31 protein-coding genes and 1 riboswitch are annotated in these 25903 nt (G+C 38.0%); of the genes, 6 read left to right on the top strand and 25 right to left on the bottom strand.

Annotated features, from left to right (window positions below; all coding sequences use genetic code 11):
• Nucleotides 1–105: 105 nt before the first annotated feature.
• Entirely contained in the window at nt 106–762 is a 657-nt protein-coding gene (locus L8T27_RS09910; RefSeq protein WP_233313839.1) for a M50 family metallopeptidase, read from the bottom strand.
• A gap of 160 nt (nt 763–922) precedes the next feature.
• On the opposite strand from L8T27_RS09910, the gene L8T27_RS09905 reads away from it, so the two are divergent.
• Entirely contained in the window at nt 923–1612 is a 690-nt protein-coding gene (locus L8T27_RS09905) for a DUF1796 family putative cysteine peptidase (protein ID WP_237941431.1), read from the top strand.
• Between the two features lie 57 nt (nt 1613–1669).
• On the opposite strand, the gene L8T27_RS09900 is transcribed toward L8T27_RS09905, so the two are convergent.
• The 5 genes from L8T27_RS09900 to L8T27_RS09880 all read right to left on the bottom strand — a co-directional run bounded on the left by L8T27_RS09900 (nt 1670) and on the right by L8T27_RS09880 (nt 4711).
• Nucleotides 1670–2149: a CBO0543 family protein gene (locus L8T27_RS09900; protein WP_237941430.1), complete on the bottom strand. Its 480-nt coding sequence runs from the start codon at nt 2147–2149 to the stop codon at nt 1670–1672.
• Nucleotides 2150–2155: 6 nt separating this feature from the next.
• Nucleotides 2156–2626 (bottom strand): CBO0543 family protein, encoded by a 471-nt coding sequence (locus L8T27_RS09895; RefSeq protein ID WP_282581433.1) that lies wholly within the window; start codon nt 2624–2626, stop codon nt 2156–2158.
• Nucleotides 2627–2742: 116 nt separating this feature from the next.
• Nucleotides 2743–3444, bottom strand: a complete 702-nt coding sequence (locus L8T27_RS09890; RefSeq protein WP_233313843.1) for an N-acetylmuramoyl-L-alanine amidase — start codon at nt 3442–3444, stop codon at nt 2743–2745.
• A 287-nt stretch (nt 3445–3731) separates the two neighbouring features.
• Nucleotides 3732–4241, bottom strand: coding sequence for a hypothetical protein (locus L8T27_RS09885; protein ID WP_233313844.1), 510 nt, complete (start codon nt 4239–4241; stop codon nt 3732–3734).
• Nucleotides 4238–4711 (bottom strand): hypothetical protein, encoded by a 474-nt coding sequence (locus tag L8T27_RS09880; protein WP_248574436.1) that lies wholly within the window; start codon nt 4709–4711, stop codon nt 4238–4240. Before L8T27_RS09880 ends, L8T27_RS09885 begins: the two co-directional genes overlap by 4 nt.
• Nucleotides 4712–4871: 160 nt before the next feature.
• Here L8T27_RS09880 and L8T27_RS09875 point away from each other — a divergent pair, with 160 nt between their 5' ends.
• The 3 genes from L8T27_RS09875 (at nt 4872) to L8T27_RS09865 (ending at nt 7310) form a co-directional block, all read left to right on the top strand.
• Nucleotides 4872–6131 (top strand): glycoside hydrolase domain-containing protein, encoded by a 1260-nt coding sequence (locus L8T27_RS09875; protein WP_237941428.1) that lies wholly within the window; start codon nt 4872–4874, stop codon nt 6129–6131.
• Between the two features lie 434 nt (nt 6132–6565).
• Nucleotides 6566–6850, top strand: a complete 285-nt coding sequence (locus L8T27_RS09870; RefSeq protein ID WP_233313847.1) for a hypothetical protein — start codon at nt 6566–6568, stop codon at nt 6848–6850.
• Nucleotides 6851–6965: 115 nt separating this feature from the next.
• Nucleotides 6966–7310 (top strand): hypothetical protein, encoded by a 345-nt coding sequence (locus L8T27_RS09865; RefSeq protein ID WP_237941427.1) that lies wholly within the window; start codon nt 6966–6968, stop codon nt 7308–7310.
• A gap of 10 nt (nt 7311–7320) precedes the next feature.
• Here the strand turns inward: L8T27_RS09865 and L8T27_RS09860 are convergent, their stop codons facing one another.
• The 9 genes from L8T27_RS09860 to L8T27_RS09820 all read right to left on the bottom strand — a co-directional run bounded on the left by L8T27_RS09860 (nt 7321) and on the right by L8T27_RS09820 (nt 12924).
• Nucleotides 7321–7638 carry a phospholipase A2 family protein gene (locus L8T27_RS09860; protein WP_233313849.1) on the bottom strand — a complete coding sequence of 106 codons (318 nt, stop codon included), beginning with the start codon at nt 7636–7638 and terminating at the stop codon, nt 7321–7323.
• A gap of 110 nt (nt 7639–7748) precedes the next feature.
• Nucleotides 7749–8276, bottom strand: a complete 528-nt coding sequence (locus L8T27_RS09855) for an endolytic transglycosylase MltG (RefSeq protein WP_233313850.1) — start codon at nt 8274–8276, stop codon at nt 7749–7751.
• Nucleotides 8266–8646, bottom strand: coding sequence for a hypothetical protein (locus tag L8T27_RS09850; RefSeq protein WP_233313851.1), 381 nt, complete (start codon nt 8644–8646; stop codon nt 8266–8268). Before L8T27_RS09850 ends, L8T27_RS09855 begins: the two co-directional genes overlap by 11 nt.
• A gap of 194 nt (nt 8647–8840) precedes the next feature.
• The gene (gene queE, locus L8T27_RS09845; RefSeq protein ID WP_237941426.1) at nt 8841–9563 is read right to left on the bottom strand and encodes a 7-carboxy-7-deazaguanine synthase QueE; all 723 of its coding nucleotides are present in this window, start codon (nt 9561–9563) and stop codon (nt 8841–8843) included.
• Nucleotides 9560–10042 carry a 6-carboxytetrahydropterin synthase QueD gene (queD, locus tag L8T27_RS09840; RefSeq protein ID WP_233313853.1) on the bottom strand — a complete coding sequence of 161 codons (483 nt, stop codon included), beginning with the start codon at nt 10040–10042 and terminating at the stop codon, nt 9560–9562. Before queD ends, queE begins: the two co-directional genes overlap by 4 nt.
• Nucleotides 10042–10710, bottom strand: a complete 669-nt coding sequence (gene queC / locus L8T27_RS09835; RefSeq protein WP_233313854.1) for a 7-cyano-7-deazaguanine synthase QueC — start codon at nt 10708–10710, stop codon at nt 10042–10044. Before queC ends, queD begins: the two co-directional genes overlap by 1 nt.
• Before the next feature lie 236 nt (nt 10711–10946).
• A complete protein-coding gene (locus L8T27_RS09830; protein ID WP_237941425.1) occupies nt 10947–11330 on the bottom strand; it encodes a ribosomal maturation YjgA family protein in 384 nt (127 codons plus the stop codon).
• A gap of 82 nt (nt 11331–11412) precedes the next feature.
• Entirely contained in the window at nt 11413–11574 is a 162-nt protein-coding gene (locus L8T27_RS09825; protein WP_233313856.1) for a Fur-regulated basic protein FbpA, read from the bottom strand.
• Nucleotides 11575–11698: 124 nt separating this feature from the next.
• Nucleotides 11699–11816, bottom strand: a riboswitch (SAM riboswitch).
• A gap of 34 nt (nt 11817–11850) precedes the next feature.
• A complete protein-coding gene (locus L8T27_RS09820) occupies nt 11851–12924 on the bottom strand; it encodes an EAL domain-containing protein (RefSeq protein ID WP_237941424.1) in 1074 nt (357 codons plus the stop codon).
• Between the two features lie 215 nt (nt 12925–13139).
• Here L8T27_RS09820 and L8T27_RS09815 point away from each other — a divergent pair, with 215 nt between their 5' ends.
• On the top strand, nt 13140–14636 hold the full coding sequence (locus tag L8T27_RS09815; RefSeq protein WP_237941423.1) for an FAD-dependent oxidoreductase: 1497 nt from the start codon (nt 13140–13142) through the stop codon (nt 14634–14636).
• A 43-nt stretch (nt 14637–14679) separates the two neighbouring features.
• Here the strand turns inward: L8T27_RS09815 and L8T27_RS09810 are convergent, their stop codons facing one another.
• From L8T27_RS09810 to L8T27_RS09785, 6 genes are all read right to left on the bottom strand, one after another.
• Nucleotides 14680–15393, bottom strand: coding sequence for an MBL fold metallo-hydrolase (locus L8T27_RS09810; RefSeq protein WP_237941422.1), 714 nt, complete (start codon nt 15391–15393; stop codon nt 14680–14682).
• A 159-nt stretch (nt 15394–15552) separates the two neighbouring features.
• Nucleotides 15553–17430, bottom strand: coding sequence for a molecular chaperone HtpG (htpG, locus tag L8T27_RS09805; RefSeq protein WP_237941421.1), 1878 nt, complete (start codon nt 17428–17430; stop codon nt 15553–15555).
• Nucleotides 17431–17590: 160 nt separating this feature from the next.
• Nucleotides 17591–19153, bottom strand: coding sequence for a catalase (locus L8T27_RS09800; protein ID WP_237941420.1), 1563 nt, complete (start codon nt 19151–19153; stop codon nt 17591–17593).
• A gap of 95 nt (nt 19154–19248) precedes the next feature.
• Complete coding sequence (locus L8T27_RS09795; protein WP_233313862.1) at nt 19249–19662, bottom strand: GNAT family N-acetyltransferase; 414 nt, start codon at nt 19660–19662, stop codon at nt 19249–19251.
• 225 nt (nt 19663–19887) lie between these two features.
• Complete coding sequence (locus tag L8T27_RS09790; protein ID WP_237941419.1) at nt 19888–20649, bottom strand: DUF1129 family protein; 762 nt, start codon at nt 20647–20649, stop codon at nt 19888–19890.
• Nucleotides 20650–20665: 16 nt separating this feature from the next.
• Nucleotides 20666–20986: a PadR family transcriptional regulator gene (locus L8T27_RS09785; RefSeq protein ID WP_237941418.1), complete on the bottom strand. Its 321-nt coding sequence runs from the start codon at nt 20984–20986 to the stop codon at nt 20666–20668.
• Nucleotides 20987–21181: 195 nt separating this feature from the next.
• On the opposite strand from L8T27_RS09785, the gene L8T27_RS09780 reads away from it, so the two are divergent.
• The gene (locus L8T27_RS09780; RefSeq protein WP_233313865.1) at nt 21182–21688 is read left to right on the top strand and encodes a hypothetical protein; all 507 of its coding nucleotides are present in this window, start codon (nt 21182–21184) and stop codon (nt 21686–21688) included.
• Nucleotides 21689–21726: 38 nt separating this feature from the next.
• On the opposite strand, the gene L8T27_RS09775 is transcribed toward L8T27_RS09780, so the two are convergent.
• The 4 genes from L8T27_RS09775 to L8T27_RS09760 form a co-directional block, all read right to left on the bottom strand.
• Nucleotides 21727–23133 (bottom strand): amino acid permease, encoded by a 1407-nt coding sequence (locus L8T27_RS09775; RefSeq protein ID WP_233313866.1) that lies wholly within the window; start codon nt 23131–23133, stop codon nt 21727–21729.
• A 398-nt stretch (nt 23134–23531) separates the two neighbouring features.
• Nucleotides 23532–24275 carry a type I methionyl aminopeptidase gene (gene map, locus L8T27_RS09770; RefSeq protein ID WP_233313867.1) on the bottom strand — a complete coding sequence of 248 codons (744 nt, stop codon included), beginning with the start codon at nt 24273–24275 and terminating at the stop codon, nt 23532–23534.
• A gap of 121 nt (nt 24276–24396) precedes the next feature.
• Nucleotides 24397–24819: a DUF1801 domain-containing protein gene (locus tag L8T27_RS09765; RefSeq protein ID WP_233313868.1), complete on the bottom strand. Its 423-nt coding sequence runs from the start codon at nt 24817–24819 to the stop codon at nt 24397–24399.
• An 18-nt stretch (nt 24820–24837) separates the two neighbouring features.
• Nucleotides 24838–25821, bottom strand: coding sequence for a Gfo/Idh/MocA family protein (locus tag L8T27_RS09760; protein WP_237941417.1), 984 nt, complete (start codon nt 25819–25821; stop codon nt 24838–24840).
• Nucleotides 25822–25903 lie beyond the last annotated feature (82 nt).

Here is a 25903-nt window from a genome sequence, read left to right as displayed (position 1 = left end):
AGCCCCTTTTAGTCTAGCTTCCTTTTGCGTATCTTTCCCAACCATCCCTTTTCTTACTATAACATTCCCCCTTTACTACATAAAAAAACAGGCCGGTAGCCTGTTTTACTGGATGACAAAACTTACACCTAAATAGCCGAAATAAAGGGCCTGACCGAAAAATAAAATGCCCCAGATAAAGGCGGGAATGATTTTTGTCATCTTGGCAAGACTTGTAGCATCTCCTGCAGTCATCGGTTTTTTAAAGCTTAAATGAAGCACAATAAAGGCGCTTTTTATTGACTGTACAAAAATAATACATGTTAACAGCTGTAATGTATGTACTTTCAGTAACATGCTGCCGTAAACGGTCAGCCAAAGAAAAAAGCTGCTCGCACAAATAATCCACAAGATACCATATAAATTGCGTATCCACAATACAAGTGCTGTTAAACAAATACCTGCATAAATGTACAGCAAGAGCTCAAATGCCCCAATTGTTATCAGCCAGATTGAAAAGAAGGAAAAGGCAGAAGCAAATAGATAGCCAGACAGTGTTGTTACAAACCTGCTGAACCAGTTGGCATGTGCGGTGAAAGCCAGTCCTTCAGTATTTGCGAATAAATGAATTTTTCTTACCTTTCCGCCACATATTATCGCCGCAAGCCCATGGCCGACTTCATGAATTAATGTTTGAATAACAGCAACATATCTTCCGAGCACGGGAATATGCAGAAAAATTACCGCCACAATTAGATATAATAAAAAGCTCGTTAAAGTCAAAGTCGTGTCCTCCTGTCATTTGATGCTTATATATTAAGGGAGAAATCTTAAAAAAGCCTAAACATTACATGCAACTATGTTAAAAAAAATGCCGTTTGTCCAAGCAATTACCTGTCACTCATCATTCAATATACTATAATGCCAGAGCAAAGGAATGATTATGGTGAATTTACAAGAAATAAAAGGCCCTTATGATTTAATGCTCGGAATCGGCAGCTGGTGTGGTCCTTCCTTGAATTTAAGAAGACATAATTTGCGCAGATTTGCCTTTCCCCTTGATTGGATGGTTTCCAACTCCGTTGCTGATGTGACAAGATTAATCAACAACCGCTTTCAAGGATTTATGGATTTTCCAAATCTCGTACTTACAGAAGGAACCTCCAGTTCCCTTGATGATGGAGTAGCTGTCATGCCAGCACAAGGCGGAACAGAACCAGTTAATGCCCATTTCATTTACGATACAGTATATAATATAACATCTGTGCATGATTTCCCAATCGTCCCTGGACAAGATTGGACTGTAACGTATCCTGCTTACAAGGAAAAGCTGCAAAAACGGATTGCTAATCTGTTTGAAAAGCTAGAATACAGCCCGAAAATTTTATTTGTGAGATGGGGTTTTGCTACCCAAGAAGAAGCGCTCGCCCTTCATGCTGCCCTCTCAACATTAGTAAAAGGGGATTTCAATTTACTGCTCATGCTGCCAGTAAACGGAATAAAAGGAATGCAGGAAATGTACTGGCCATATCCGGGAATATGCGCTGTTCAGGTGCCAATTGAAGAGCCGAATAATGATTCTATTTGGGACGAGGTCTATAACGGACTGTCATTGACAAATTTTTGGCCATAAGCACTAAAAGCCATACAGCACTCCGTGCTGAATGGCTTTTTTATCTCATATAGCTGCTTATTCTTCTCGCATCAGCATTCCCTTTTCGAACCAAAATACAAATACTTTTAAGAGTGAGAGCATGATGATGCTTGATACAAATCCAAGTGCCCAATTCCAATGATGGTACTCGACAAGAGAAGTAGTTCTTTCTACAATAACACTGTAAGTTGGGGCAATCGTTCCAAACAGAAGAAAATAAAACAGAGTTTTTACATACCGGCCCTTTTTTGGATAATACAAGATAAACAGCATCCCGATCGTTGGAAAAAGCAAGTAATGAAGGGTAAAGCTTAATTTCGTCGCGTACGGAAATTCACGATACGGAAATGCGACTAATTGCATTTTTATTTGTACAAATTCATAAAGCCATGCAATGGACTGGGAAAACAAGAATGTGATTTGTGCCACCCGTTTATTGCTATTACGTATGTTCAGAAATATAATAATCGGTACAGCAGCCCATATAATCATTAATATCCAAAATTCTTTATGCATGGTGTCTCACCTTAATCCTCTTTTAAACCATTTATAATACTTATGGCTCAAATATAATATGAGCATGACACTAAAATAACTCCAATACCATTGCCATTTATGATAATCCACCAACTTTGTAAATCTTTCGAGTATGAACTCTATGCAGGTAAAAAAGCCGGCAATCAACAAATAATAGAACAACTTAGGAATAACTCTTCTTGATGATGGATAATACAAATTAAACAAAATAGCTGTTATTGGAAACAAGAAGAATTCAAAATATAAACTTGATCTGTAATCATTATTATCATTAGGAAACAATTGCACCGGATATTCAATCCACTTCATTTCTACGACAAATAATCCAATCGGCCATGAAAAGAATTGAATAGACAAAAAAAGAATAAAAGCATCCCTTGCTTTCTCAGCTGGGATGAATCGCCATGCAATCACAAAGCTGATAATAAGTATGCCTGCTAAAATCAAGCGTTCCATCACCAAAAACAATCACCTCAAAAGGGTTAGGTATTCCCATATTATACCCAGTTGATAACATACTATGTGATTGCTTTTTATTAAGAAACCCTGCTTAACAGCAGGGTTTTCCTTTTTTATTTAATACGGATACTTTGACCAACCTTCAGTTCAGTCGCATTAACATTAGGATTAAGATTTTTTAATGTTCCATGCTTGATATTTAAACGTTCTTCTATATCCCAAAACGTGTCTCCTGCTTTAATTTTATACGTTGTGGAAGCGGCTTTTTTCTTTAAGTTAAAGGCTCGCTCAAGCCCTTTAACATGTCCTAATGCAACTGCATCAAGGAAGTCATCATTCTTTAAAAGGTTAGCATCCTTGCGAGTGTCGATGAATAAGCTTTCTGTCAAAATTGCAGCCATATCAGATTCTCTCAATACATGCAGATCGGATGCTTTTGTCCCCCTGTCGACTACATTATAAGATTCAAGTTCATCCATGATTGCATTATGAATGGCTGCATGAACCTTACCGGTTCTGCTTGAGATTGCAAGTGTGTTGTAGCGGTAATCTTCATAGCCTGTTCCGCCGCCCGCATTGATATGCACAGACAGAAAAAAGTCAGCATTCCAGCTGTTAGCAGCATCTGTCCGCTGATCAAGACTCAAAAATTTGTCTGTTGTGCGGCTCATTTTCACCTCAACATCTTCGTAGTCCTTCAACAAAGCTTGTATCTTTTTAGCAATCTTTAACGTTAAGTCCTTTTCCTGCAGCCCATTACCGACGGCACCAGGATCAGATCCGCCATGCCCTGGATCAATAAATATTTTTGTCATACTAACCATCTCCTTTTTAGAATTAGCGAGTATGGATCAGCACAGAAGAAAAGGCATTCATGTTTCCAAATAATAAAATAAGTAATATAGTTATAACGACTCTTTTCTTTTACCGATCGACTAATATTAATATATGATTATTTGAAATTTTTGTGAAAATTAGTGATGAAGGGCTTCTAGACAAGAAAAGAACAGTTGCTAACGGCATATTTACTGTTTAAATTATTGTTTTTATAAAAAAAAAGATATCCAATTGGATATCTTCGAAAAGTTTAACAAACTACCCCCTATTCATTTTCCTTGCTTTTGCTTTTCTGCTCTTCCTTTTTTATATAAGCATAAATAAATGCGGTGACAGTTTGGATAATCAGAAAAACGGGAAGAGAATGGACAAGTTTATAGCCATTTTGCAAGGTGATAATATGCAGCAGGCTAAATACAAATTGTGCTCCAATACCAATACCTGCCCAAACGACAATATACAAAATGCTAAATAGACCCCGTATCCGCAGCACTTCATAGAAGTAATTAAAGCAATAACCGAACGGTACAAACAGCATATAGTACACAAAGTCAAACAGCTCATAATGATTAATATCATTCACTCTATAATAATCAAGCCGGCCGCCACCGATGGTGAAATCGAACACCACCCCGATTGTGAACCCCCAAACAATACTTAATATAGTCAGTTCTGTTGACAGCACCTTTGGCAAGATAACCATAATCGCGTATGTGACTCCGACGAAAATCAGCAAAGCAATTTCATTCATATCAAATGTTCCGATTAATTTCATACCGTTTTACCTTCTTTTTGAATAATGGACTGGTAGAAATAATGAATTACTAAAGCACCGCAAAAATAAAGGACAAAATAAATATAATCAAGACTTAGATTCCACTGCTTTGTTTCAATCAAATTACCTGCGAGTGCCAACAAAATAAAAGCGAATAAACACAGCGCTCCTCCTAATGTAACGAAAATGGTTTTTAATCTAGTCGTTTTTGTCAGGATGATGTTTATATAAATAATTGCCGCTACTGGTGTAATTATCGTCCGAAACAACAAAAAAGCCGTATATGCTTGTGTTGTATCCGCAATTTTCACTAAAACAAGCTCCTCGTAAATAATCCAATTCCAATGGATGCTGACAACAAGCATGATTAGAAAAATAATCATATTTTCCCCTTTTGATATCACCTTTTTTTGCAGATAAAAGATGGCCGTGATTAGCCATGCAAAAAAGAAAAAAATAGAAAACAGCATTTTTTTCACCTACTAGATATTTTTTTTAGCTTCCCCCTTTCGCTTTATCCTATACGAGAGGCTTTGTGAATAATCGATAACTTTCTTCCTGGACAAGCCCGAACAAATGGTTGTAATTCAACATATTGTAGTTAAGAGGGATAAAGGAAGGTGTGATACGATGAATTGGAAAAGATATTTAATCATTACAGCTTCAGCTTTATTGATTTTGTTAATGGGCATCGGTGCATTTATATATGAAAATTCTAATAGTGCTGCAGTGGCTGATAGCTCTGAAACAAAGGCTAATAATAGCTCTGCAACTGAGTCAGAGCAACAAAACGAAGCAGAAAGCAGCTCTAGTCTTTCAGTTTCTAATAATATTGAAAACAATGTAAGCGGCCAAGCTAAAGCGGAAATTGAGAGTTCGATTCAGAATGAAGTGGAAAATAAAGACGCAAATATTAAAAACAATATAACTAACTCTATCAGCGATGAAGCAGAAGTGAAACTGACAAATAAACTGGAGAGTCTCTTAAACGGCAGTTTAACAGGTACTTTAAATAATACAATCAACAATGAGGTAAACAGTACTGGGCCAACAACCATTGAAAATAATCTGATAAACAATATTCAGCTTCATGTTAATGTCGAAGTTACAAATGGTATTACAACATCAGGCAAAGAGACAAACGCAGAAAACGACAGCAAGGAGAATAACGATAACGAAAATGCAGGAAGCGAGGAAGAATCAGCTAATAATAATGCAAGTTCTTCAAAGGAAAAACCTGCCTATATTTGGGGCATAGACTCTGCCAGTGCATCTACAGATGAATTCTATGCTTGTGTGAATGAGAACTTCGGTAATCCTAAAGTGGTAGCCCGCTATTTGGGCCACAATGAAGGTGTTTCTGCTGGTTTAACAAATGAGCAAATCGACTTAATTCATGAAAAGGATGCAGACGTTTTGCTTATACACAACGGCTTTACTGATGCAACAGGATATGATAATGGAGTCAATGAAGCGAAGGAAGCGATTGATCTTGCAAATGAATTAGGAACACCAGATGGAGTAGCAATATTTGCAGATATTGAACCGACTTACCCAGTCGATGCTGCCTTTATTGAAGGGTGGTATGATGAAATAACTGCTTCTAATTTCGAGCCAGCCATATATGGCGTGTTTGACAATGGCAGTGATTTAGTAGATTCCTTCAACGAAGCTGCTCAAAATAAACAAGAAGTAAAGGATGATACCTTTATTTGGTCAGCATCGCCAAGCATCGGTATCACCACAGAACAAGAAGCACCTGATTTTGATGTCGACGCACCTGAAGGATCGTTGGCATACGGCTGGCAGTATGGAATAAATGCTGAAACCTGTAATATTGACACAAACCTGTTTGACAGCAAATTAACAGAAGTATTGTGGAGCGCATAATCAAATACTGGTATGTTACAGGACTTACTTACCTGTAACATACCAATTTTTCATGGAATTATATAGACTATTTTACCTAATTATTATAAGCTACGATAGATACAGCATATAGTGAGTACTTCCAACAGCTAGCTTTAGCTGCTAAAAATTTTTGGCCATTTCTAAAAAAAGGCACTCAAGAGGATATCTTGATCCATCTAAAACGAGCACGCAAAACAAATGCAGCTCAAGCAGTATGTTGCACTAGATGAAAAAAATAAAAAGTCTTCTCAGAAGGTGTGCGTTCCACCCATCAAGCCTATCAACAAATCGTAATCATACTAGAGTCTTAAGGCATGTTAGGGCTGTTTGAAACACGAGCCTTTTGAATGATGTGAAACACCGCGCTCCTTCCTATAATGAGGAGTAATAGACATAAAAACACAGGGGGAAATATGAAAATTTATTTGGTCATTTTACAAGTTATTTATTTACTATGTCTCATACCTTGGCTGCCGATATGGGGACTTTCTTTTATGAGCTTTGATGGAGGATTCAGCTTTTATAATATTCTATTTGTCTTAATTGTCAGCTTGTATCCAGTTGCCTTTATTGTCTGTACGATTCTTTCGTGGATATTCAGAAACAAACGAAAAAAAACTGCCATTATTATTAACTTAATTCCTATTATTTGGGTCGCAGCATTTGCTTTCGTTTTATTTACATTTAATTTTTCTTAAAAAAGGGCTATGTAAGGCCCTTTTTTTGTTTCCGCTTTAAACTGCTTGCTGCAAGGATAACAGTAATTTATAGCGTGCATACTATCCTTACTACTATTATTTTTGGAGGCAGACAATGAGTAATATTTTAGCTAAAGCTAAAAATACATTGACGCAGACAGCAGGAACGGTACGCAACAGCATGCTTGCAAACAAAGAAGGTGCAACTATATCTGTCATCGGCTTAGCAGACTATATTGAAACACATCAAGATACAAAAAAAGCCACTCAATTCTTATTAGGAGATTTTTATCATTTCTATGTTTTAGAGGCAGAGGGAATACATTATTATTTAGAGAAAAAAAGTGACTATATTCTTCAGTTGGATGCTTCGATGGATGACCAAATCCTTGTTGCTTATCGCTCTTACCGGGATAAGCAGCATTTACAGGAAATGTTTTCTTTTCCAATCCAAAAATAACACAACGCCGTTATCTTCGGCGTTGTGTCCGTCTTGGCTTTGCACAATTCAAATCAGTGCGCAGTTTCATGAAGCCGGAGATAAGTCTGGCAGTGCTTCCTTCGTGTGTTCTTTCATTCGTTTTTCTTTGCACGCATTCAATTAACAGCTCGTCACATCTGCAGCTTGAGCCGTATCTTGCTACACAATCATCATGTTTTTTACAGCATGAATCTACGTAGTTGATTGGCGCTCCTGGGCCGCTGCAGCCTGGGCCACAGTATCGATAACCGCCTGGCAGGCAAAATCCCCTGCTCCTTTTATTTCTTTTCATCTTTTCACCTTCCATAATAAAGCTTCCTCCTAGCATTTTATGGAATGGAACGAAAACGGTTTGGCTTCCCACCTATGGCAATAAAAAAATCACTTATGCTGTATGCATAAGTGATTTTTTTGCTTTTATTGTTTTTGGAAAATAGTAGATATAATTTTATTTGTAGACATGGAGCTGTCGATTTTATATGAGCCAGGCTTCAAGTATTTTTCGACACCTTTTTTTTCTACTTCTTTAGAAAATTCGAAGCCGCTCATTTTAATGATATCAGCATCTTTCAAGGCGTTTCCAACATCAATACTTGTCATCCCGTTTGATACATAAATGCTAGTGCGATAGACAACATCACCATTGCTCTCTGTATCTTCACTTGCTGATTTTTTAGCAGCATCGACTTTTTCCTGCCATTGCGTTTCTGTCTTTTCAGCTTCTTCTTTTGTTTGTACAACATAGCCGGAAGAAGCGAGTAGTTCTTCCATCTCTTCAACAGTCGGTGTTTTAACCGCTTCTGTATTTGTATCCTCTGTCACAGCAGTTGTTGCAGGTTCTGCTGCTTTTGGTGTATCTTCCTTAGTCACATAATAGGCAACACTGCTAATGGCTGCCGCTAAAAGTAAACCTGCTGCAAAACTGCTTATGGTACTAGGCTTCATTTACAACAGATCTCCTTTCTTCTTTCTCCATAATATAAGGAGCAAGCATTTTTTCCACTTGTTCAACTGACAGCTTTTTTTGGCCGGCAATTGTTTCAATGGAATATTTGCGACGGTGCAAGTCTAAAACTTCTCTTAATTTAACGCGATCAGCTAATGCTAATCGAACGCCAGATTCTTTTTCAATGATCTCTATATCGAGCTCTAGATTGCGAACTTGTGTCTGCAGCTGTGTCAGCTCTTCCGTAACAGAAAGGTGAATCATATCGATTTCCCTTTGTTCTGCTTTTGCTGTTTTACGGCTTCTGATTGTGGAAGCAAATAACAGCACCACTGCAGCAATAAATAAAATGGCTAAAGTCCATTCCATTACTTATCAGATCCTCCCTCTTGTTAGAATCTACTATTCTAATAATTTATTATACATCGTTTCCCGCTTTTTTTCGATTATATTCTACAAATTCCTCCGATAGTAAGATAATATTGTGTCCAAAAAAGGAAATTTGTCCATATTAATAGTTATATTGAACCTTATATTTATCAGTAAAACTAGATATTTATAGTCTAAACGCCTCTTTTATTTCCCCAAACCAATGCATGAAGCTGCGGAAGAACGCGAACGTCATTCATTTCACTCGTGTTCATAGTGAGGTCAATCAGCCATTCATATTTCGTTAACAGCTTTTGCAGCAATTCTTCATTATTGCCATTTGTAATGTCATCATTGCCTACTTGCAAATAAAAAGGCACATTTGGGTAGCGTTGATGAACATGAATAGCATATTCATAGTCTGCTTCATCAAAAACAACCACCTTCAAACTGAACAAGCTGTTTGCATCTGACAATTTCGTGATGATGTCATCTAAAATGGAAAAATTTGTTTTCATTCCAGAGCTTGGCGGCTTAGGCGAAATGGTCAGATCATCAATTTGCTCAAACCAGTCTTGCCATTTGCTTCCCTGTGTTTCTAAAGCCAACTGGATATTTTTTTGCTTTGCCAGCTCAATGAAATGGCGAAGGTTTGTCAGCAGGGCTGGATTTCCCCCTGAAATAGTGACATGGTCGAAGCGATCTCCGCCTAATTCAGATAATCGTTCCCAAATTTCCTCTGCTGTCATTTGGATAATATCATCTTTTCCTGTGCCATCCCATGTGAAAGCAGAATCGCACCACGAACAGCGATAATCGCACCCGGCAGTGCGGATAAACATTGTTTTCCTGCCCACAACCATCCCTTCTCCTTGGATTGTCGGCCCGAAAATCTCTAGCACCGGTATTTTGCTCATCCCATCCATTCCCTTCTTGCTTCTGCAAAACTCGTAGGTGTCTCATATAGCTTGATATACTCTACTCTCAGCTTTTGGCTGTCATTATTGTATTGTTTTAATTCTTCATTTAATTTTTCATACATCCACACAACCATGTTTTCTGCAGTTGTATTCATATGCGGCAGTGTTTCATTTAGATAGCGGTGGTCGAGATATACTTCTATTTTTTCCTTCCAAATGTTTTTCAGATCACCAAAGTCAATGACAAGTCCGATATCATTTGTTAAACCGCTCACTGCTAGAATAACTTTATATGTGTGCCCATGTAGATTTTTGCATTTTCCTTCATAACAGTGAAGATGGTGTGCAGCATCGAAAGTAAATTCCTTGGAGATTAGCACTCTTTTCTGATGATAATTCAACTCTTCTTTTTTTATGTCCTGGCCGATTTTCTGCAGGTTCTCCACAATTCGAAAGCCGAAGAAATTAGTGTCCATTATACATGTGCCTCTTTCTTTCCTTCAAGATATTTATCTAGTCCTGCTTTTCTAAGCAAGCATGAAGGACATTCTCCACAGCCGTCGCCGATTACTCCTTCATAGCATGTCAACGTCTTTTCTCTCACATAGTCCAGTCTGCCTAAATCGTCTGCAAGCTTCCACGTTTCCGCCTTATCCAGCCACATTAAAGGTGTATGAATGACAAAGGATGTGTCCATGGAAAGATTAAGTGTTACATTAAGGGATTTAATGAAGGAATCACGGCAATCAGGATATCCGCTGAAATCTGTTTCACAAACGCCTGTAATGATATGCTTTGCACCAATTTGGCTTGCTAAAATAGCCGCAAAAGACAAGAAGACAAGATTTCTGCCTGGAACAAATGTAGAAGGAAGCTCCCCATTTTCGCCTTCTTTCACTTCAATATCACTTCGAGTCAATGCGTTCGGTGCCAGCTGATTTAATAATTCCATATCTAGAATATGATGTTTCACACCAACCTCTGCAGCAATATCAATTGCACATTGAATTTCTGCTTTGTGTCTTTGATTATAATTAAAGGTAACAGCTTCTACCTCTTTGAATGTTTCCAAAGCCCAAAACAGGCATGTAGTGCTGTCCTGGCCTCCGCTGAATACAACAACTGCTTTTTCATCTCTTAACATAAATAAAAATACTCCCTTTCTACCATTACAACTAATGCCCAATTACAAAAAAAAACAGCACTCCAAGATAGAAGTGCTGCTTCTTCTTAGTTTTTTTTAAGAGGGGGGCTACAACCTCTCCGATCTAATATTAAGCGGCATAATGCCTTTGACTGTTAAAAAACTCAATCACTATTATATCGTAAAATAATGAAAACACAAATCAGAAAATAACTGCCAAATTTTTAAAAGATCAACTAGGCAGCTTGCTTATGCAAAAGATTCCGATCTACCCAATATGCCAGTGCTACTCCGACTGTGTAACGAAGTAAATCAATCCACAGAAAACCCTTGCCAAGGATAAGTCCACCAAGCAATGTATTACGGATTTCAACCAGCCAATCTCCTTGATATAATTGACTAAATTCAATCAGCCAGCAAAATAACAGTGCGAGCAGGATGGAAAATAGATAATGATTTTTCTTAACAAAGAGCCTTAAACCAAAATAAATCATACTAGCCCAGATTACATCACCAAGATGGGATTGAATCACTTGCGGATAAAAGGCTGTATATCTGGAAGATAATCCGATCAATATGCATATTAGGATTGCTGTTATATATTTTGCCAGCCTGTTCATTTTTGGGCACCAGCCTTTTTATTAATCCTGTTCCATTCTACTATTTTATAGGCACAAGTTGAAACAGATATGCCTGGCATATTTAACACTGATTGTCACAAGCTGCTTTCTCATACACTTCTTCTAGCTCTGAGACCGATAATTCAAAAAGGTGCAGTGATTCCTTCTTATATATACCGAGTGCAATCAGCTTTTCAATCAGCAAGTCTTTTTCGTCACTATATTGAGCGTTGTCAAACCCCATTATTTCTGCCTCCTGTTACTATTCGATTTTCGTCTTTTATAGGAAGGAAATAAAAAAGTCCTCTTCTTGACAGAAGAGGACTGTATCATTCATACACTTAGTTCGTGCAACCATGCATTTCTTCCTCTTATCTGTAAGACCGAATAATCGCGTCCTTGGAATTGGCACAGTATTCATCTCGTAAGATGAACCCGCTGCCGAGGTTTCATAGGGCCAGTTCCCTCCACCTCTCTGGATAAGTTTTGAAATATAATATTTGGATTTTATTTAATCATATTATGAAGTTAATGTCAATATATTCTCATGTTCCTTTAACGTTTCTATCAGCTCTGTGTCACTCATCGGTTTTTGTGCAGGTTTTGAAAATAAATAACCTTGAAACAGATCATAACCCATTTCCTGTAGAAAGTGAAAGTCTTCCATATGCTCAACACCTTCAGCGAGCGCGAGCGCACCAATTCTTTTGCTGCGAATTAGCACCTCTTGTGCTAACTGTTGCTTCTGTGAATCTTTGCTCACACCATTTACATATTCAATCGCAAGCTTCACAACGTCAGGTTCCATTTTTTCCAATTTGTCTATCTGGTTATAGCCTGTTCCCACATCGTCAAGTGCATACTTAAAACCATGTTTTCGATAATAAGCAAGAATAGACTTTAAATGATCGAGATTTTGCACGTCATCTGTTTCAACTACTTCAAATACTACTTGTGATGGCTTCACACCAAGTTCCTTAATTAAAGCAAATGTACTTGCAAGACAGTGCTCCGGTACATAAATAGCTGTCGGGATAAAGTTAATAAAAACAAGCTTATCTTTTACAACGCCTGCATTGCGGACAGATTGGAGACGGCAAGCTCGATCTAATGAAAATACGCGGTTGCGCAAGCTCGCTGCCTCAAACAGTTTATTAGGAGGGATTATTGCCCCGTATTCATCAAGTCCTCTTGATAACAGCTCATGTCCATAAATTATCGGTTTGCTGTCTTCTATCCGGACAATTGGCTGATAATGTGTGATAATCCTGTTTTCTTCTATAACCTGATCTATCCAAGCAGCCTCCCTTTCTTCTGTGAATAGATGAATTGGTTTTTTTCTGCTCTTATTTTTATCCGGATTCCATATATCAGCTTCTGCAGCTGTTATTCCGTATTCGCCGAGGTGTACAGCTGCGTAATCGACAAAAGAAAAAAAGACTGGTTCTAGTAGCCAGACTGTGCAAGTATTCACGATTTTGAATGCATCAGGCGAGCTGCCCTTTAAATATTTAAGGAGCACGTTCATTGAGTGAGCATCTGGAAAGAAGACACTATAGCCTTTAGTACTCGGTTTACAAACATCACAAACCACGATTCATTTCCTCCTGTTCATCTCTTTGTCTAGTCGTTTATCGTTCTAATTTAATCAACTTTAAATAATAAATCTAAAATAGTGCTATTTTACTATAACTTGGAGCAGTATAGCTTTCAAGGAATACGACTTATTTCCTGGTAGGATATTAATGTTTTTTATTTCCTGTTTTGGGAAACATAGAAGGAAAAGACATAGTAAGGAGATGGATGGTTATGGACAAGCATGAATCATTATGGAGGGATACAATTAAACTTCCTTCCTTTCCTAAGCTCACTAACGATCATGAAACAGAGATTTGTATTGTCGGCGGAGGTATTACTGGTTTAACTGCCGCCTATTTACTTGGAAAAAAAGGACGTCGTGTCACACTGCTGGAAGCTGATAGCTTGATGAGTGGAACAACAGGATACACGACAGCAAAAATTACGGCGCAGCATGGACTTATTTATGATGAATTGAAGCAAAACATGGGATTAAAAAAAGCGAAGCTCTATTATGAAGCAAATCATAACGCCATGGAATTTATAAAAACAGCAGCTGAACAATTAAATATCGACTGTGGACTAGAGAAACATGATGCTATCCTTTATGCAGTATCTGATGAATATGAAAATAAGGTAATGAAAGAGCATGCTGCCTACAAAGAAATTGGCATAGATTGTGAACTGCGTGAGTCCATACCTTTTCCAATTGAAGTGAAGGCCGCATTAGTAATGAAAAATCAGTATCAATTCCACCCACTTCTGTTTTTCAAAGAATTACTAGATAAAATGGATAATGTAACAATATTTGAACAGACAACAGCAACAGATGTGGAGGAACAACAGGAGAAAAAAGCAGTAGTTACTAGGGACGGCTACAAGGTACATGCAGATAAGGTAATCAGCGCCTCTCACTTTCCTTTTTATGATGCAAATGGCTTTTATTTTGCCCGTATGTATCCAAAAAGATCTTATGTCGTTGCTGTGGAGGAAGCAGATAAATATCCTGGCGGTATGTACTACAGTGCTGATACTCCTTCAAGATCGCTCCGTCCGGTTTCACATGACGGCAAAAGATTAATTTTAATTAGCGGAGACAGCCATAAAACGGGACAGGATGAAGATACTACTAAGCATTATGAAGCACTTAAAGCGTTTGGACGAGAGGTTCTTAACAGTGAAAAGGTATATTATGAATGGTCGGCACAAGACTTGATTACACTTGATAAGATCCCATATGTAGGACTTATTAAAAAGGGGCATGACTCGATTTATGTAGCCACAGGCTATCGGAAATGGGGCATTACAAACGGGATAGCAGCAGCTTTGTTGCTTGTTGATATGGTTGAAGGTAAACAAAATCCATACGAGGAGTTGTATGCTCCTTCCCGTTTTTATTCTGACCCATCTTTGCGAAAATTCATCAGCATAAATTTAGATGTTGCAAAGCATCTTATTGGCGGAAAGCTGAAACCTGCCAGCGATGAGGAGGAATTGTCTCCAGATGAAGCATCCATTCTCCGCATAAACGGAAAAAAAATTGGCTGTTATAAAGACACTGATGGCAATGTTCATATGGTTGATACAACCTGCACCCATCTTGGCTGTGAGGTCGCTTGGAATAATGGGGAAAAATCATGGGATTGCCCGTGTCACGGCTCGAGATTCTCTTATGATGGCGAAGTGCTGGAAGGCCCTGCCGATAAACCGCTGCAAAAATATCAATAACATAAAAACAGGACAGGAAAACATGTTTTCCTGTCCTGTTTTTTTACTTACCTATAATTTCTGTTAATTGTTGCAGTATTTTTCCTGATACGATACCGCCATGATAGCAGATGACTGTTTCAATATCATAGTTTAAAAGTTTTGCAACAGATGCTAGTGCTTCATCCATATTCAATGTATGCTGAGGTGCTGGTCCTAGTAAGTTGCCGTCCGAACAAGTCAGTGCATCACCAGCAATCAATGTTTTTGTTTGTTTAACATAAAGGCTCACATGGCCAGGTGTATGACCAGGTGTAGCAATGACTTCAATGCCAGGAAATCCCTCTACCTCAGCACCGTCTTCAAGAGTATTTGTCACTTTCGCTGATGGCGGGTTTTCATAAAGCGGCTTCAAAGCATCTGGAATAGCCGCCCATTTTTCTGCTGTCATATTTTCACCGTTCATCTTAATAAGGGGGAGTTCTCCTTCTATATAAGGTTTTTCCACTTCATGAGCAAATACAGACAAATTAGGGTTTACTGTTGTCAATTCAGGCAGACTGCCGATATGGTCTAGGTCTTGATGTGTTAGGATAATTGCTGACAGCCTTTCAAAAGGAACATCTAGTTTTGACATTTCATTTTTAAATACAGGAAGCAAGCCTGGCATCCCAGTATCGACTAATATCGCCGTCTTTTCATTCCAAATCAGTGTAGGAAAAATAGTAAAGCCGCCAAGATTAATCTCTAATGCTCTTAAATTCCAATTTACAGTCACTTGTTTTCTCCCCTTTACCGTTATTTTACTATTTCATTATGGTATATTCAGGGAATTCAGTCAAATATAAAATATTTAATCATATCACAAAAATAATATTTTGTCAATATTTAATGCAGTTAAAAACAGCCTGCAAGACAGGCTGCTTTTAACTTTATATTAATCCATGATTTTGCAAATATTATTAGTGAAGTCAACTGGGTCTTCAATTGGAAGTCCTTCAATCAGCAATGCTTGATTATACAGCAGATTCGTATAAAGGCTAAGCTTCTCTTTATCTGCTTCTAACGCTGTTTTTAATGATTGAAAGACAGTGTGGTTCTTGTTAATTTCAAGCACCTTTTCTGCCTGGACGCCTTGGCTGTCAGGCATCAAGTTAAGAACCTTTTCCATTTCAATCGTCAATTCGCCGCTTGTTGATAAACAGACTGGATGAGACTTAAGGCGTGTAGATATTTTAACATCCTTGACCTTGCCGCTAAGAGCTTCCTTCATAAAGTCTAACAATGGTTTGTTTTCTTCCTCAGCATCTGCTGTGTCTTTATTATCCTCATCAATCCCAAGATCACTTGCAGAAACGGATTTAAATTCTTTGTCATTAAAAACACGCAGCATCTTGATGGAAAATTCATCAATATCATCTGTGAAGTAAAGTATTTCATAGCCTTTTTCCGCTACTGCTTCTGTTTGTGGAAGCTTGCTTATTCTGTCGATAGAATCTCCCGTTGCATAGTAAATGTATTTTTGCTCCTCTGGCATTCTCGATAGATATTCATCTAAGGATACGAGCTTCTTCTCTGTGGAAGAATAGAACAGCAGTAAATCCTGCAGCATTTCTTTGTTGGCACCAAAGTCACTGTACACGCCATATTTAAGCTGTCTTCCGAATGATTCGAAAAATGCTTCGTATTGTTCTCTCTCATCCTTTAGCAGCGCTTTTAATTGACTTTTAATTTTTTTAGTAATATTTTTTTCGATTTTTTTCAGCTGTCTGTCATGCTGCAGCATTTCTCGTGATATATTCAAGGATAAATCCTCAGAATCTACGAGTCCTTTCACAAAGCTGAAATAATCAGGGAGCAGATCGGCACACTTCTCCATGATTAAGACGCCATTGGAATATAGTTCAAGTCCTTTTTCGTACTCTTTAGAGTAATAGTCAAACGGAGTCTTTTCTGGAATATACAAAATAGCATTATAGCGAATCGATCCATCTACACTTACATGCAGATGTGACAAAGGCTCGTCAAAACCATAACGTTTGTCCTCATAGAAACGCTGGTAATCCTCGTCTGTAAGCTCACTTTTGTTTTTTCTCCAAATTGGCACCATGCTGTTGATAGTTTGCTCTTCGACAAACTCATCGAACTCATCCTCTGTTCCTTCTTTTGGAGCAGATGTAGTCACATCCATTTTTATTGGATAGCGGATAAAGTCTGAATATTTTTTGATGATTTGCTTTAAACGGTAATCTTCTAAAAATTCGTCGTATTGGTCATCTTCACTGTTTTCCTTCAATGATAAGACAATTTCCGTTCCAACCTGTTCTTTTGCCGTTTCCTCGATTGTGTAGCCATCCGCTCCCTTTGATTGCCACTTGTAGGCAGTGTCACTGTCAAGGGATTTTGATGTAACTGTGACAACATCTGCTACCATAAACGCCGCATAAAAACCTACTCCAAATTGGCCGATAATATCATGGCCGTCTTTCAGCTCATTTGCATTTTTAAAGGCCAGAGAACCGCTTTTAGCAATTGTTCCTAAGTTATTCTCCAATTCTTCCTTCGTCATCCCGATGCCTGTATCCGTAATCGTCAATGTCCGATTTTGCTTATCTGCTTTTATCTTTATATAATAATCTTCTTTATGGAAGGTAATGGCTTCATCTGACAATGCTCTGTAATAGATTTTATCAATTGCATCACTGGCATTGGAAATCAGCTCTCTTAAGAAAACCTCTCTTTGTGAGTAGATAGAGTTAATCATCATTTCGAGCAGCCTTTTCGATTCGGCTTTAAATTCTTTTGTTTCGACCATTAAATAATAGCTCCTTTCAAAAGTAAGAATAATATGTAGTCCAGTTTAGCACTTTAAGCTTCAGAGTGCTAACGATTATTTAATACCATATATTTGGAATTATGTCAACAAAACAACACATTGAAAAAGCCTGCTGTCATAAACACAGCAGGCAATGATATTAATAAGGATCAGAAGGATGTGACACATCTTCTGCTGTTTGCACAGCATCTTCCATTTGATCAACTCTTGTTTCTGTTATTTTTTGGATTGCTTCTGCAATCCGTTTTCCGTAATCTTCATCACACTTTGTACACATGTCGATCATTTTCTCTTGAATTTCTGTACGGCAAGCTGCAAGTGCGGAGGATAAGTTGCTTATAAGCTCATCTCTTTCAAAATCCGTAAATCTTCGGTAAGTTTCGCCAGCTTGTCCAAAGTTATTTTCACGAGAGATTTTTTCCCTTTTTACATTGCCTTCCACATATGGTTCATGCTCTTTGCCTGGATTTTCTGCTTCTTTTAAGCCGCCGATTACAGAAGGCTCATAATTAATATGCGGATTTTGGTGTTTGCCGAATTCTGTTCGGAAGTCCATTTGTCCGCCTTCTTGATTAGTAGCAACATGTTTTTTCGGTCTCTTGATAGGTAATTGCAGATAATTTGTTCCCACTCTGTGTCGCTGTGTATCGGAGTAAGAGAAAGTTCTGCCTTGCAGGAGCTTATCATCGGAAAAGTCCATTCCGTCGACGATTACGCCTGTTCCAAAAGCCGCCTGTTCCACTTCTGTGAAGTAGTTCTCTGGATTTTTGTTCAAGACCATTTTGCCGACTGGAAGCCAAGGGTAGTCCTCTTTATACCAAAGCTTTGTAGGATCAAGCGGATCAAAATCCAATTCTGGGTGCTCTCCATCCTCCATGATTTGCACATAAAGCTCCCATTCAGGATAATCGCCTTTTTCAATTGCTTCATATAAATCCTGTGTTGCATGGCTGTAATTTTTCGCTTGAACTTCATCTGCTTCTTTTTGCGTTAAGTTTCTGATACCTTGTTTAGGCTCCCAATGATATTTTACAAGCACAGCTTTGCCTTCTGCATTCACCCATTTATAAGCATGCACTCCAGAGCCTTGCATTTGCCGGTAATTGGCAGGAATGCCCCATGGTGAAAATACAAAGGTAATCATATGCATCGATTCTGGTGTCAATGCAAGGAAGTCAAACATTCTTTCAGGATCAGACAATCCTGAAACAGGATCTGGTCGGAAGGAATGAACCATATCTGGGAATTTAAGCGGATCGCGGATAAAGAAAATCTTTAAATTATTCCCGACTAAATCCCAGTTGCCATCTTCTGTATAAAACTTAATGGCAAACCCACGTGGATCTCTCAATGTCTCTGGAGAATGGACTCCATGAACTACAGTGGAAAAACGGATAAACAGCGGTGTCTGCTTGCCTTTTTCTTGGAAAATCTTTGCACGTGTGTATTTAGAAATAGGTTCATCACCAACAGTGCCGTATGACTCAAAATAACCATGTGCACCAGCACCTCTTGCATGAACAACCCTTTCAGGGATTTTTTCGCGGTCAAAATGCGTAATCTTTTCTAAAAAATCATAGTTCTCCAATGTGGTTGGCCCTCGGTTGCCAACGGTTCTTACATTTTGGTTGTCTGTTACAGGATGACCTTGGCGATTTGTTAACAAGTCTTCGCCAGTCGGTTCATTCATCTTCTCTTCCATCCATTTCAACTCCTTAATATGTATAACCCTATCGTTACCAATTTAAGGATTGATATGCATAATTTAGTTAAACTTTACAATATTTTCATATGATTTTAAATTAACATCGTCATTCCAGGCGCATCTGTATCTCGTTCTTGAAAGCCTAATTTTTTATAAAAAGAATGCTTGCCTTTTGCCGAAAAAAGCTGAACAGTTTGAATCCCGCTGTCCTTACATTTTTGTAAAAGCTCTTCTATGACTTTTTTGCCCAAACCTTGTCCTTGCATATCAGGACTTACCATCACATCACATATAAGTGCCTGATATACTCCGTCTGAAATCATTCTGCCGAAAGCTGTCAATGTATTATTATGATAAATCGCTGTATAAAACCAGCTGCCTTTCGCTGCTTCAAATAATTGTTCTCGTGTATAATTTCCTTTTTTATTTTGAAGCAGTCCGCTGTCTTCATGGAGCTGTGCAAACTGTTCAAATGTCGGAAGTTCATTGGATATATGGAATTCCATCGTTATTCTCCTTAGTACGTTTCTTTATATAATATTTATACAATATTATTAATAAATATTCAATTGTTGTTTTTAAAAAAACACCTTTTTAAAGGTGTTTACAGTTTAATTTTTTCTCGGGATAAAAAAGGAATATTATTACTATCCGCTTTAATGGCGGAAGCAGTGTCAAGTCGCTTCACTGCTAGATCGTCTTACCTATCCATCTCATTTTACAGTTTAAATTTATGCTGTCTTTGCTTTTTCTTTTCTGCTTTTTAGAAAGACAATCAGAAAATACGTTACAGCAAGCAAAACGAATATAATGGATGAATATAATGCTTTTTCCTCCATGGAAAGGGGTAAAAAATTGACAGCAAATGTTGGAACATAGACGACTAATGGGATGAATGGTGCCCATGATTTAGACCACCATGCAAACGATGCCAGAAAAACGAACGCAATTGCAGCTATTCCCAGCTTCCCAAGTAAACTGTCGATGATAAGGACAGGTGTGCCTTTATTACCGAAATACAATATGAAGAAAAACGCTGCGGTAGACAGTACATTGAGTACGAATATAACAATGGCCATTCTTTTTGACAATGCTTTCGTACGGGATGCAAAGGTTTTAAAGGTTAAAACATATAACAGAAGCATAAAAGCAACGACAATTGGCTGACCGATAATGACTGTTAACGTATAACTTAACTCACCTAATAAGGCATCACCAATAACCTGGTAGGAGATGATGCTTAAAAAAAGCAACGGAATATACTTAAGCCACTCCCCATAATCTGTTTTCATCTCCTGTGCAAGGCTTTCCATATAGCTTTTCGGGGAAGCACCTGTGATTTCAGATATGTCTTTGCCATCCTTTTCTGCTTCTAATAAATGATCTGTCAGTTCCTCTACTATTTCTTTTATTTCCTCATCCTTTTTACCGCTTGTCATAAGGTATAAATGAAGGTTATCAATGAATTCCTGACTTTTTGCCGACAGTTCCACTTTTTTATGTCCTCCTTTATGTTTTTTTTAATAGTTCGTTGACACTGTTGGAAAGCAGCAGCCACCTTTCTTCAAATTGCTGTAATTGGTGGTGTCCTTCCTCTGTCAATGTATAATACTTTCGTTTAGGACCTGATGGGGATGCTTTTGTTTCTACATGGACGAGCTTTTCTTTTTTCATACGCAACAGTACTGGATAAATACTGCCTTCGCTTATCATAGTAAAGCCATACGCTTCGAGCTTTTCAATCATTTCATATCCGTATACTTCTCCTTTTGAAATGACTGCCAATAAGCACCCTTCCAGCACTCCTTTAAGCATTTGACTTGAAGACATTTGTTTCTTTCCCTTCACGTAACCTTAATCGCTATTTTGCATTGCAATATAGCTTATATTTAGAGGATATCATACACTATTTTGCTTTACAAGATAGTTCTGGTAATTATTTTCCTGAATTAGAATAAATGGGCTTTTCTGCTATACATAGTGGACTTCCACTCTTTCATAAATTGAGGTAAAGGAGGTTATTAAGTGAAAAAAGTTATTTTTTGCACCATTTTACCCATTATCTTCGTTTTATCTGCATGCTTTAATGATCCAATTCAAGATGATCTAATGAATTATGTGAACAGTGAAATGACAACAGCATTTGAGCTTGAAGCAACAGCTGTTAGTGCATATGACCAAGTATCTGGCATTAACTATACGGATGACGTGACAATGTATGATGCGTTAGTGATTACTGTCATCCCCACTTATAATGAATTCATTAAAGAATTGAATTCCGTTCCGATTGATACAGAGGAGTTACGAGCTGTTCATGAAAAATATATAGAAGGAGCAGATCTTCAGTATAATGCGTTCGTGAAAATTGTAAGGGCCCTTGAAACCCAAGACCCATTATTAATAGAAGAAGCGAATGGTATGCTGGAGGAAGCTCGGTCTTTACTTCGTGAATATCAAAATGAAATTGATAAACTTGCAGAGGAACATAATGTCGAGTGGGAGGAAAAGGATAATCCCTCTTCTTCTTTATAAAAAAAAGGCGAAGCAGCTTAATAGCTGCTTCGCTCTTTTTATTTATCAGACAAACTCTGATTGCGGGGTACTTTTGCATAAAACAAGATTCCGCTAGCAAGGAGAATGATTCCGAACATAAATGTCTTAATATCTGCTGTCCCGGCAATTATTACCCAAATAGAGTAAACAGAGGCAAGCAAACCGATGATCATGTCTGTAACTCGTCCTTTTCTTTGACCATATGTTTCTCCAGTGAAAGTAAGTTTCACTTGGAACAACGAGGCAATTAAATATGGAACAAGATATGCTAGTGTCGCAATGTAAATGACAAAATCAAATGCTTGTGAAATGCTGTTAGACACGGTTGAAAATATAAATAGCTGTCCAAGGATATTTGTCAGCACTAAGGAAAACACAGGAATGCCCTGTTTGTTTTCTTTCTTAAAAGGTGTCAGGAAGATACCTTGCTTTGCAGCTTGGTATGGTATCTCTGCACTTAGCATGACCCAACCGATTGTTGAACCGAACAAGCTGATCAATCCAATAGCTGCTAGAACTTTTCCGCCAATTGGTCCAAGCACGACCTCGATAGCATCAATCAATGGTTTCTGCGAGGAAATAAGTGCTTCCTGATTTAACAGTCCCATAACCAATGTGCTTATCCCAATGTAAATCGCAAGTGCAAGCAACAATCCTAAAATCGTAGCACGCTTCACATCTATTTTCCTTTTCGCTCTGCCTGCAAACACGACCGCAGATTCAACACCGAGAAATGCCCACAGTGTAGTTACAGCTGCATTATTAACTTGCCCAAGTAGACCTACTGAATTGCCGGCAGCATCTGTTTTTGCTTCTGCAAATGGCAATATATTGCTTGATTCAAAAGCAAACAGTGCAATAATAATGAACAGCAAGAAACCGACCACTTTCGCTGCAGTCGCAAGGAAATTCAGTTTCCCTGCATTTTCAAGCCCACGCAAAATAATAAAATGTGTTCCCCATAATAAAAGCGTACAAACTGCGAATGTAAATGCATTGCCGACTTTTAACGTAAAGGATCCTGCTGTAAAGAGAACAGCTTCACTCGTTAAAATAGGGAAAAACGTGGATAAATAACCAGCAAATGTCGTGATGATTGCAACATTTCCTGCAAGATTACCAATCCAGTATCCCCATGACGACATAAAACCGGAAAGCAAGGATAGATTTGATCCTTCTTTAAACAGCTGCTTTGCATATATTTGCGGCCCGCCAGTCAGCTCTGGCTTCCTGATTGCTAAATTCCCAAAGACAAGGGCTGTGACTAATACTCCTAAACCAGTTAAAACCCATGCAAGTATAACCCCAGCAGGGCTTGCTACCTCTGCTAATGTGCGAGGAAGCATAAAAATTCCAGAACCGACCATATTGCCGACAACAAGTGATGTCAATATGGCTAGTCCGAGCTTATTACCATTGCTCATGATGTAAGTGTTCTCTCCTTTAAAAGTTAATTGTCTAGTTGAAGTTGGGAGATTACTTATAGCTTGTATAAGCTGTGAATACAGCTGATGTTTGACGATAAACGCATAAAAAAAACACCTGTTATAGTTTGGTGTAGACTAATTTAAAAACCAGCCGATTCAATAGTAATATCCGAAAAGCAGCACTAATGGCTGTATTAATACGACAGCCATTTCCCCCATAAATCAAAATACGTCGGGCGGTATATATATACAATACGGGAAGGTTACTAGTGATGTCAACCATAAAGTTTACTCTGCTAAAGTACTAAAATATTCTGAAAAAAACAGTTAAAAAAAGTTGTTTACACACAAAAAAATACAGCCAGCAGAAATGGAAAATCTGCTGGCTGTACTATTTATAGTGTTGTAATAATTGGCTTATCTTTTGTAATGATTACTGTATGCTCATACTGTGCTACGAAGCTTTTGTTTTTCGTTGAGAAAGTCCAGCCATCGGATTTTTCATATACTTCTTCAGCACTTGTCGAAATAAATGGTTCAAATGCAATAACCATTCCTTCTTTCAAAAGGTCATTATCCCATGCATCAAAATAGTTGAGAATATGCTCAGGCTCCTCATGCAGAGATGTACCGATTCCATGGCCAGTAAGGTTTTTGATTACTGTAAATCCATGTTTTTTAGCGGTATTATAAACAAATTTTCCGATTCTGTTCTTTTTGCCGCCTGGTTTAAAGCATTTTAGTCCTTCTTCAAAAGCTTCCTTCGCAACTTCACACAGCTTCACTAAGTTTGGATCACCATTGCCGACAACAAAAGATTTGCCTGTATCAGCAAAATAGCCGTTTTTGCTGGCAGAAACGTCAATATTTACTAAGTCGCCTTCTTGAATAATGCGGCTGCCTGGAATGCCGTGAGCTACTTCATCATTTACAGAAATGCATGTATATCCTGGAAAATCATACATATCCTGTGGTGCAGATACAGCACCATGTTCAGCAAATAGCTTTCCTGCAAGCTCATCCAGTTCCTTTGTTGTAATGCCAGGAACAGTTTTTCTATATAATTCTTCCCTAATTAAGCTTACTATTTTTCCAATTTCCTTTAGACCATTGATGTCTTGTTCATTTTTAACAATCATATACTTACTCCTCTTTGTTTCTTCTAACGCATTTTATTCCATTTAAACGTTATTATTATAGTTTAACAAATTTTTTTAGTAAAATATATCCCCTAATAAGGATTAGGTTTCTATCCTGCTGTTACTTCTCTGGATACGTTTCTTTCAAAAAATCAACAGAAGCAATAATCAGCTCTTGTAAAACAGCTATATCAATGTCTGCAATTTTGTTTATGTAGACACATGCCTTGCCAGTTGTATGTTTGCCAAACCGTTCTAACATTTCAGCCCGCTTTGATTCTCCAGGCGCAAAATAAAGGCTCGTTTTGGCCTTGCGAGGTGAGAATCCTACTAACGGTGCATCCCCTTCGTGACCTGAAGCGTATTTATAATGATACGATCCAAAGCCAATGATGCTTGGTCCCCACATCTTGGCTGGAAAACCAGTTGTTTCAGTAAAGATATCCAGCAATTTATAGGCATCCTCTTTTTTCTTCGGATTTTCCACAGTTTCAATAAATTCAATAACACTGTTATCTGTTTCTTTTGTCTTCAATTCATACACTTTTTAAGAAGCTCCTTTCTAGTCAGTCGTTACCGTATCGACACCCATTTGTCTTCTTGCATCATCTAGAATTTCCATCACAGCCATCGTGTTCGTCCATGTATTGCGTGGTGATTCGAGACACTCAGACTTGATTAGATCAATAAACTCCTCGATTTCATAGTACATTGGATCAAGTTGCTCCTGTTCGCTTATATCCTCTGCTACCCCACTTGAAAAAAGGATTTCTGCTTTTTTAGGACTAGAAATATGATGAACAAGGATTGTTCCGTCCTCGCCTTGAATTTCTGTCGGCAACGTAGATTCTGAAATACAAGAAAACATAACATTCGCTTTAAAATTACTGTAGTGAAGGGTAATTTGCCCATTTCCGTCCACACCCGAATCTAGCACGTTACCGCTTGCATCCACCGCTTTTGGAACACCAAATAAATCTACGATTGGGGCTATTGTGTATACACCTAAATCCATTAGAGATCCGCCAGCAAGCTTAGGGTTGAAAAGATTCGGCAGCTCTCCCTGTTTATATTGCTCATAAAAAGGCGATAATCTGCAATTCGTTGAGAAATACGATTGAATCTTACCGATTTTATGTAAATTTTCCTTCACCGCAAGAAAATTTGGCATGAGCGTTGATTTCATTGCTTCCATTAGCGTAACCCCATTATCCTTTGCAGCTGTAATCATTATTTCTGCTTCCAGCTTATTTGCAGCAAATGGTTTTTCGCAAAGCACATGCTTGCTGTTGTTCATAAACAGCACTGCTTGCTCACAATGAAGGCTGTTCGGTGTTGCAATATATACTGCGTCAATCTCACTAGATTGCGCCATCTCCTCTAAACTATTGAATGCATTTTCTATTTGATGCTTCCAAGCAAACTCTTTTGCTTTTTTTTCTGTCCGTGAGTAAACAGCCGTTACTGTAAAATCTGCATGCTGTCTACCTGCTTTAATGAATCTCTCCGTTATCCAATTAGACCCAACAATTCCAAAACGTATCATTTTGTCACCGCTTTCTATTTTATTATTTATAGAATAGCAGACTGCCAGACAAAAGCATATGCTGATTAAACTTTTCTGTAAA

Source organism: Niallia sp. Man26 (assembly GCF_022049065.2).
Lineage (GTDB): Bacteria > Bacillota > Bacilli > Bacillales > Cytobacillaceae > Niallia.
The sequence above is the reverse complement of the archived record's forward strand: the minus strand, read 5'-3'. Positions and strand labels throughout refer to the sequence as shown.

What these genes read in the sequence shown, in the direction of transcription:
- L8T27_RS09885 (WP_233313844.1), bottom strand. Translation starts at nt 4,241, where the DNA reads ATGAAATTAATCGGAACATTTGATATGAATGAAATTGCTTTGCTGATT.
- L8T27_RS09865 (WP_237941427.1), top strand. Translation starts at nt 6,966, where the DNA reads ATGAGTAATATTTTAGCTAAAGCTAAAAATACATTGACGCAGACAGCA.
- queD (WP_233313853.1), bottom strand. Translation starts at nt 10,042, where the DNA reads ATGGACACTAATTTCTTCGGCTTTCGAATTGTGGAGAACCTGCAGAAA.
- map (WP_233313867.1), bottom strand. Translation starts at nt 24,275, where the DNA reads ATGATTGTTAAAAATGAACAAGACATCAATGGTCTAAAGGAAATTGGA.
- L8T27_RS09880 (WP_248574436.1), bottom strand. Translation starts at nt 4,711, where the DNA reads ATGCTGTTTTCTATTTTTTTCTTTTTTGCATGGCTAATCACGGCCATC.
- queC (WP_233313854.1), bottom strand. Translation starts at nt 10,710, where the DNA reads ATGTTAAGAGATGAAAAAGCAGTTGTTGTATTCAGCGGAGGCCAGGAC.
- L8T27_RS09890 (WP_233313843.1), bottom strand. Translation starts at nt 3,444, where the DNA reads ATGACAAAAATATTTATTGATCCAGGGCATGGCGGATCTGATCCTGGT.
- L8T27_RS09825 (WP_233313856.1), bottom strand. Translation starts at nt 11,574, where the DNA reads ATGGGGTTTGACAACGCTCAATATAGTGACGAAAAAGACTTGCTGATT.
- L8T27_RS09785 (WP_237941418.1), bottom strand. Translation starts at nt 20,986, where the DNA reads ATGTCTTCAAGTCAAATGCTTAAAGGAGTGCTGGAAGGGTGCTTATTG.
- L8T27_RS09855 (WP_233313850.1), bottom strand. Translation starts at nt 8,276, where the DNA reads ATGAAGCCTAGTACCATAAGCAGTTTTGCAGCAGGTTTACTTTTAGCG.
- L8T27_RS09895 (WP_282581433.1), bottom strand. Translation starts at nt 2,626, where the DNA reads ATGGAACGCTTGATTTTAGCAGGCATACTTATTATCAGCTTTGTGATT.
- L8T27_RS09870 (WP_233313847.1), top strand. Translation starts at nt 6,566, where the DNA reads ATGAAAATTTATTTGGTCATTTTACAAGTTATTTATTTACTATGTCTC.
- L8T27_RS09800 (WP_237941420.1), bottom strand. Translation starts at nt 19,153, where the DNA reads ATGGAAGAGAAGATGAATGAACCGACTGGCGAAGACTTGTTAACAAAT.
- queE (WP_237941426.1), bottom strand. Translation starts at nt 9,563, where the DNA reads ATGAGCAAAATACCGGTGCTAGAGATTTTCGGGCCGACAATCCAAGGA.
- L8T27_RS09850 (WP_233313851.1), bottom strand. Translation starts at nt 8,646, where the DNA reads ATGGAATGGACTTTAGCCATTTTATTTATTGCTGCAGTGGTGCTGTTA.
- L8T27_RS09775 (WP_233313866.1), bottom strand. Translation starts at nt 23,133, where the DNA reads ATGAGCAATGGTAATAAGCTCGGACTAGCCATATTGACATCACTTGTT.
- L8T27_RS09795 (WP_233313862.1), bottom strand. Translation starts at nt 19,662, where the DNA reads ATGGAATTCCATATATCCAATGAACTTCCGACATTTGAACAGTTTGCA.
- L8T27_RS09815 (WP_237941423.1), top strand. Translation starts at nt 13,140, where the DNA reads ATGGACAAGCATGAATCATTATGGAGGGATACAATTAAACTTCCTTCC.
- L8T27_RS09875 (WP_237941428.1), top strand. Translation starts at nt 4,872, where the DNA reads ATGAATTGGAAAAGATATTTAATCATTACAGCTTCAGCTTTATTGATT.
- L8T27_RS09830 (WP_237941425.1), bottom strand. Translation starts at nt 11,330, where the DNA reads ATGAACAGGCTGGCAAAATATATAACAGCAATCCTAATATGCATATTG.
- L8T27_RS09860 (WP_233313849.1), bottom strand. Translation starts at nt 7,638, where the DNA reads ATGGAAGGTGAAAAGATGAAAAGAAATAAAAGGAGCAGGGGATTTTGC.
- L8T27_RS09900 (WP_237941430.1), bottom strand. Translation starts at nt 2,149, where the DNA reads ATGCATAAAGAATTTTGGATATTAATGATTATATGGGCTGCTGTACCG.
- L8T27_RS09760 (WP_237941417.1), bottom strand. Translation starts at nt 25,821, where the DNA reads ATGATACGTTTTGGAATTGTTGGGTCTAATTGGATAACGGAGAGATTC.
- htpG (WP_237941421.1), bottom strand. Translation starts at nt 17,430, where the DNA reads ATGGTCGAAACAAAAGAATTTAAAGCCGAATCGAAAAGGCTGCTCGAA.
- L8T27_RS09905 (WP_237941431.1), top strand. Translation starts at nt 923, where the DNA reads ATGGTGAATTTACAAGAAATAAAAGGCCCTTATGATTTAATGCTCGGA.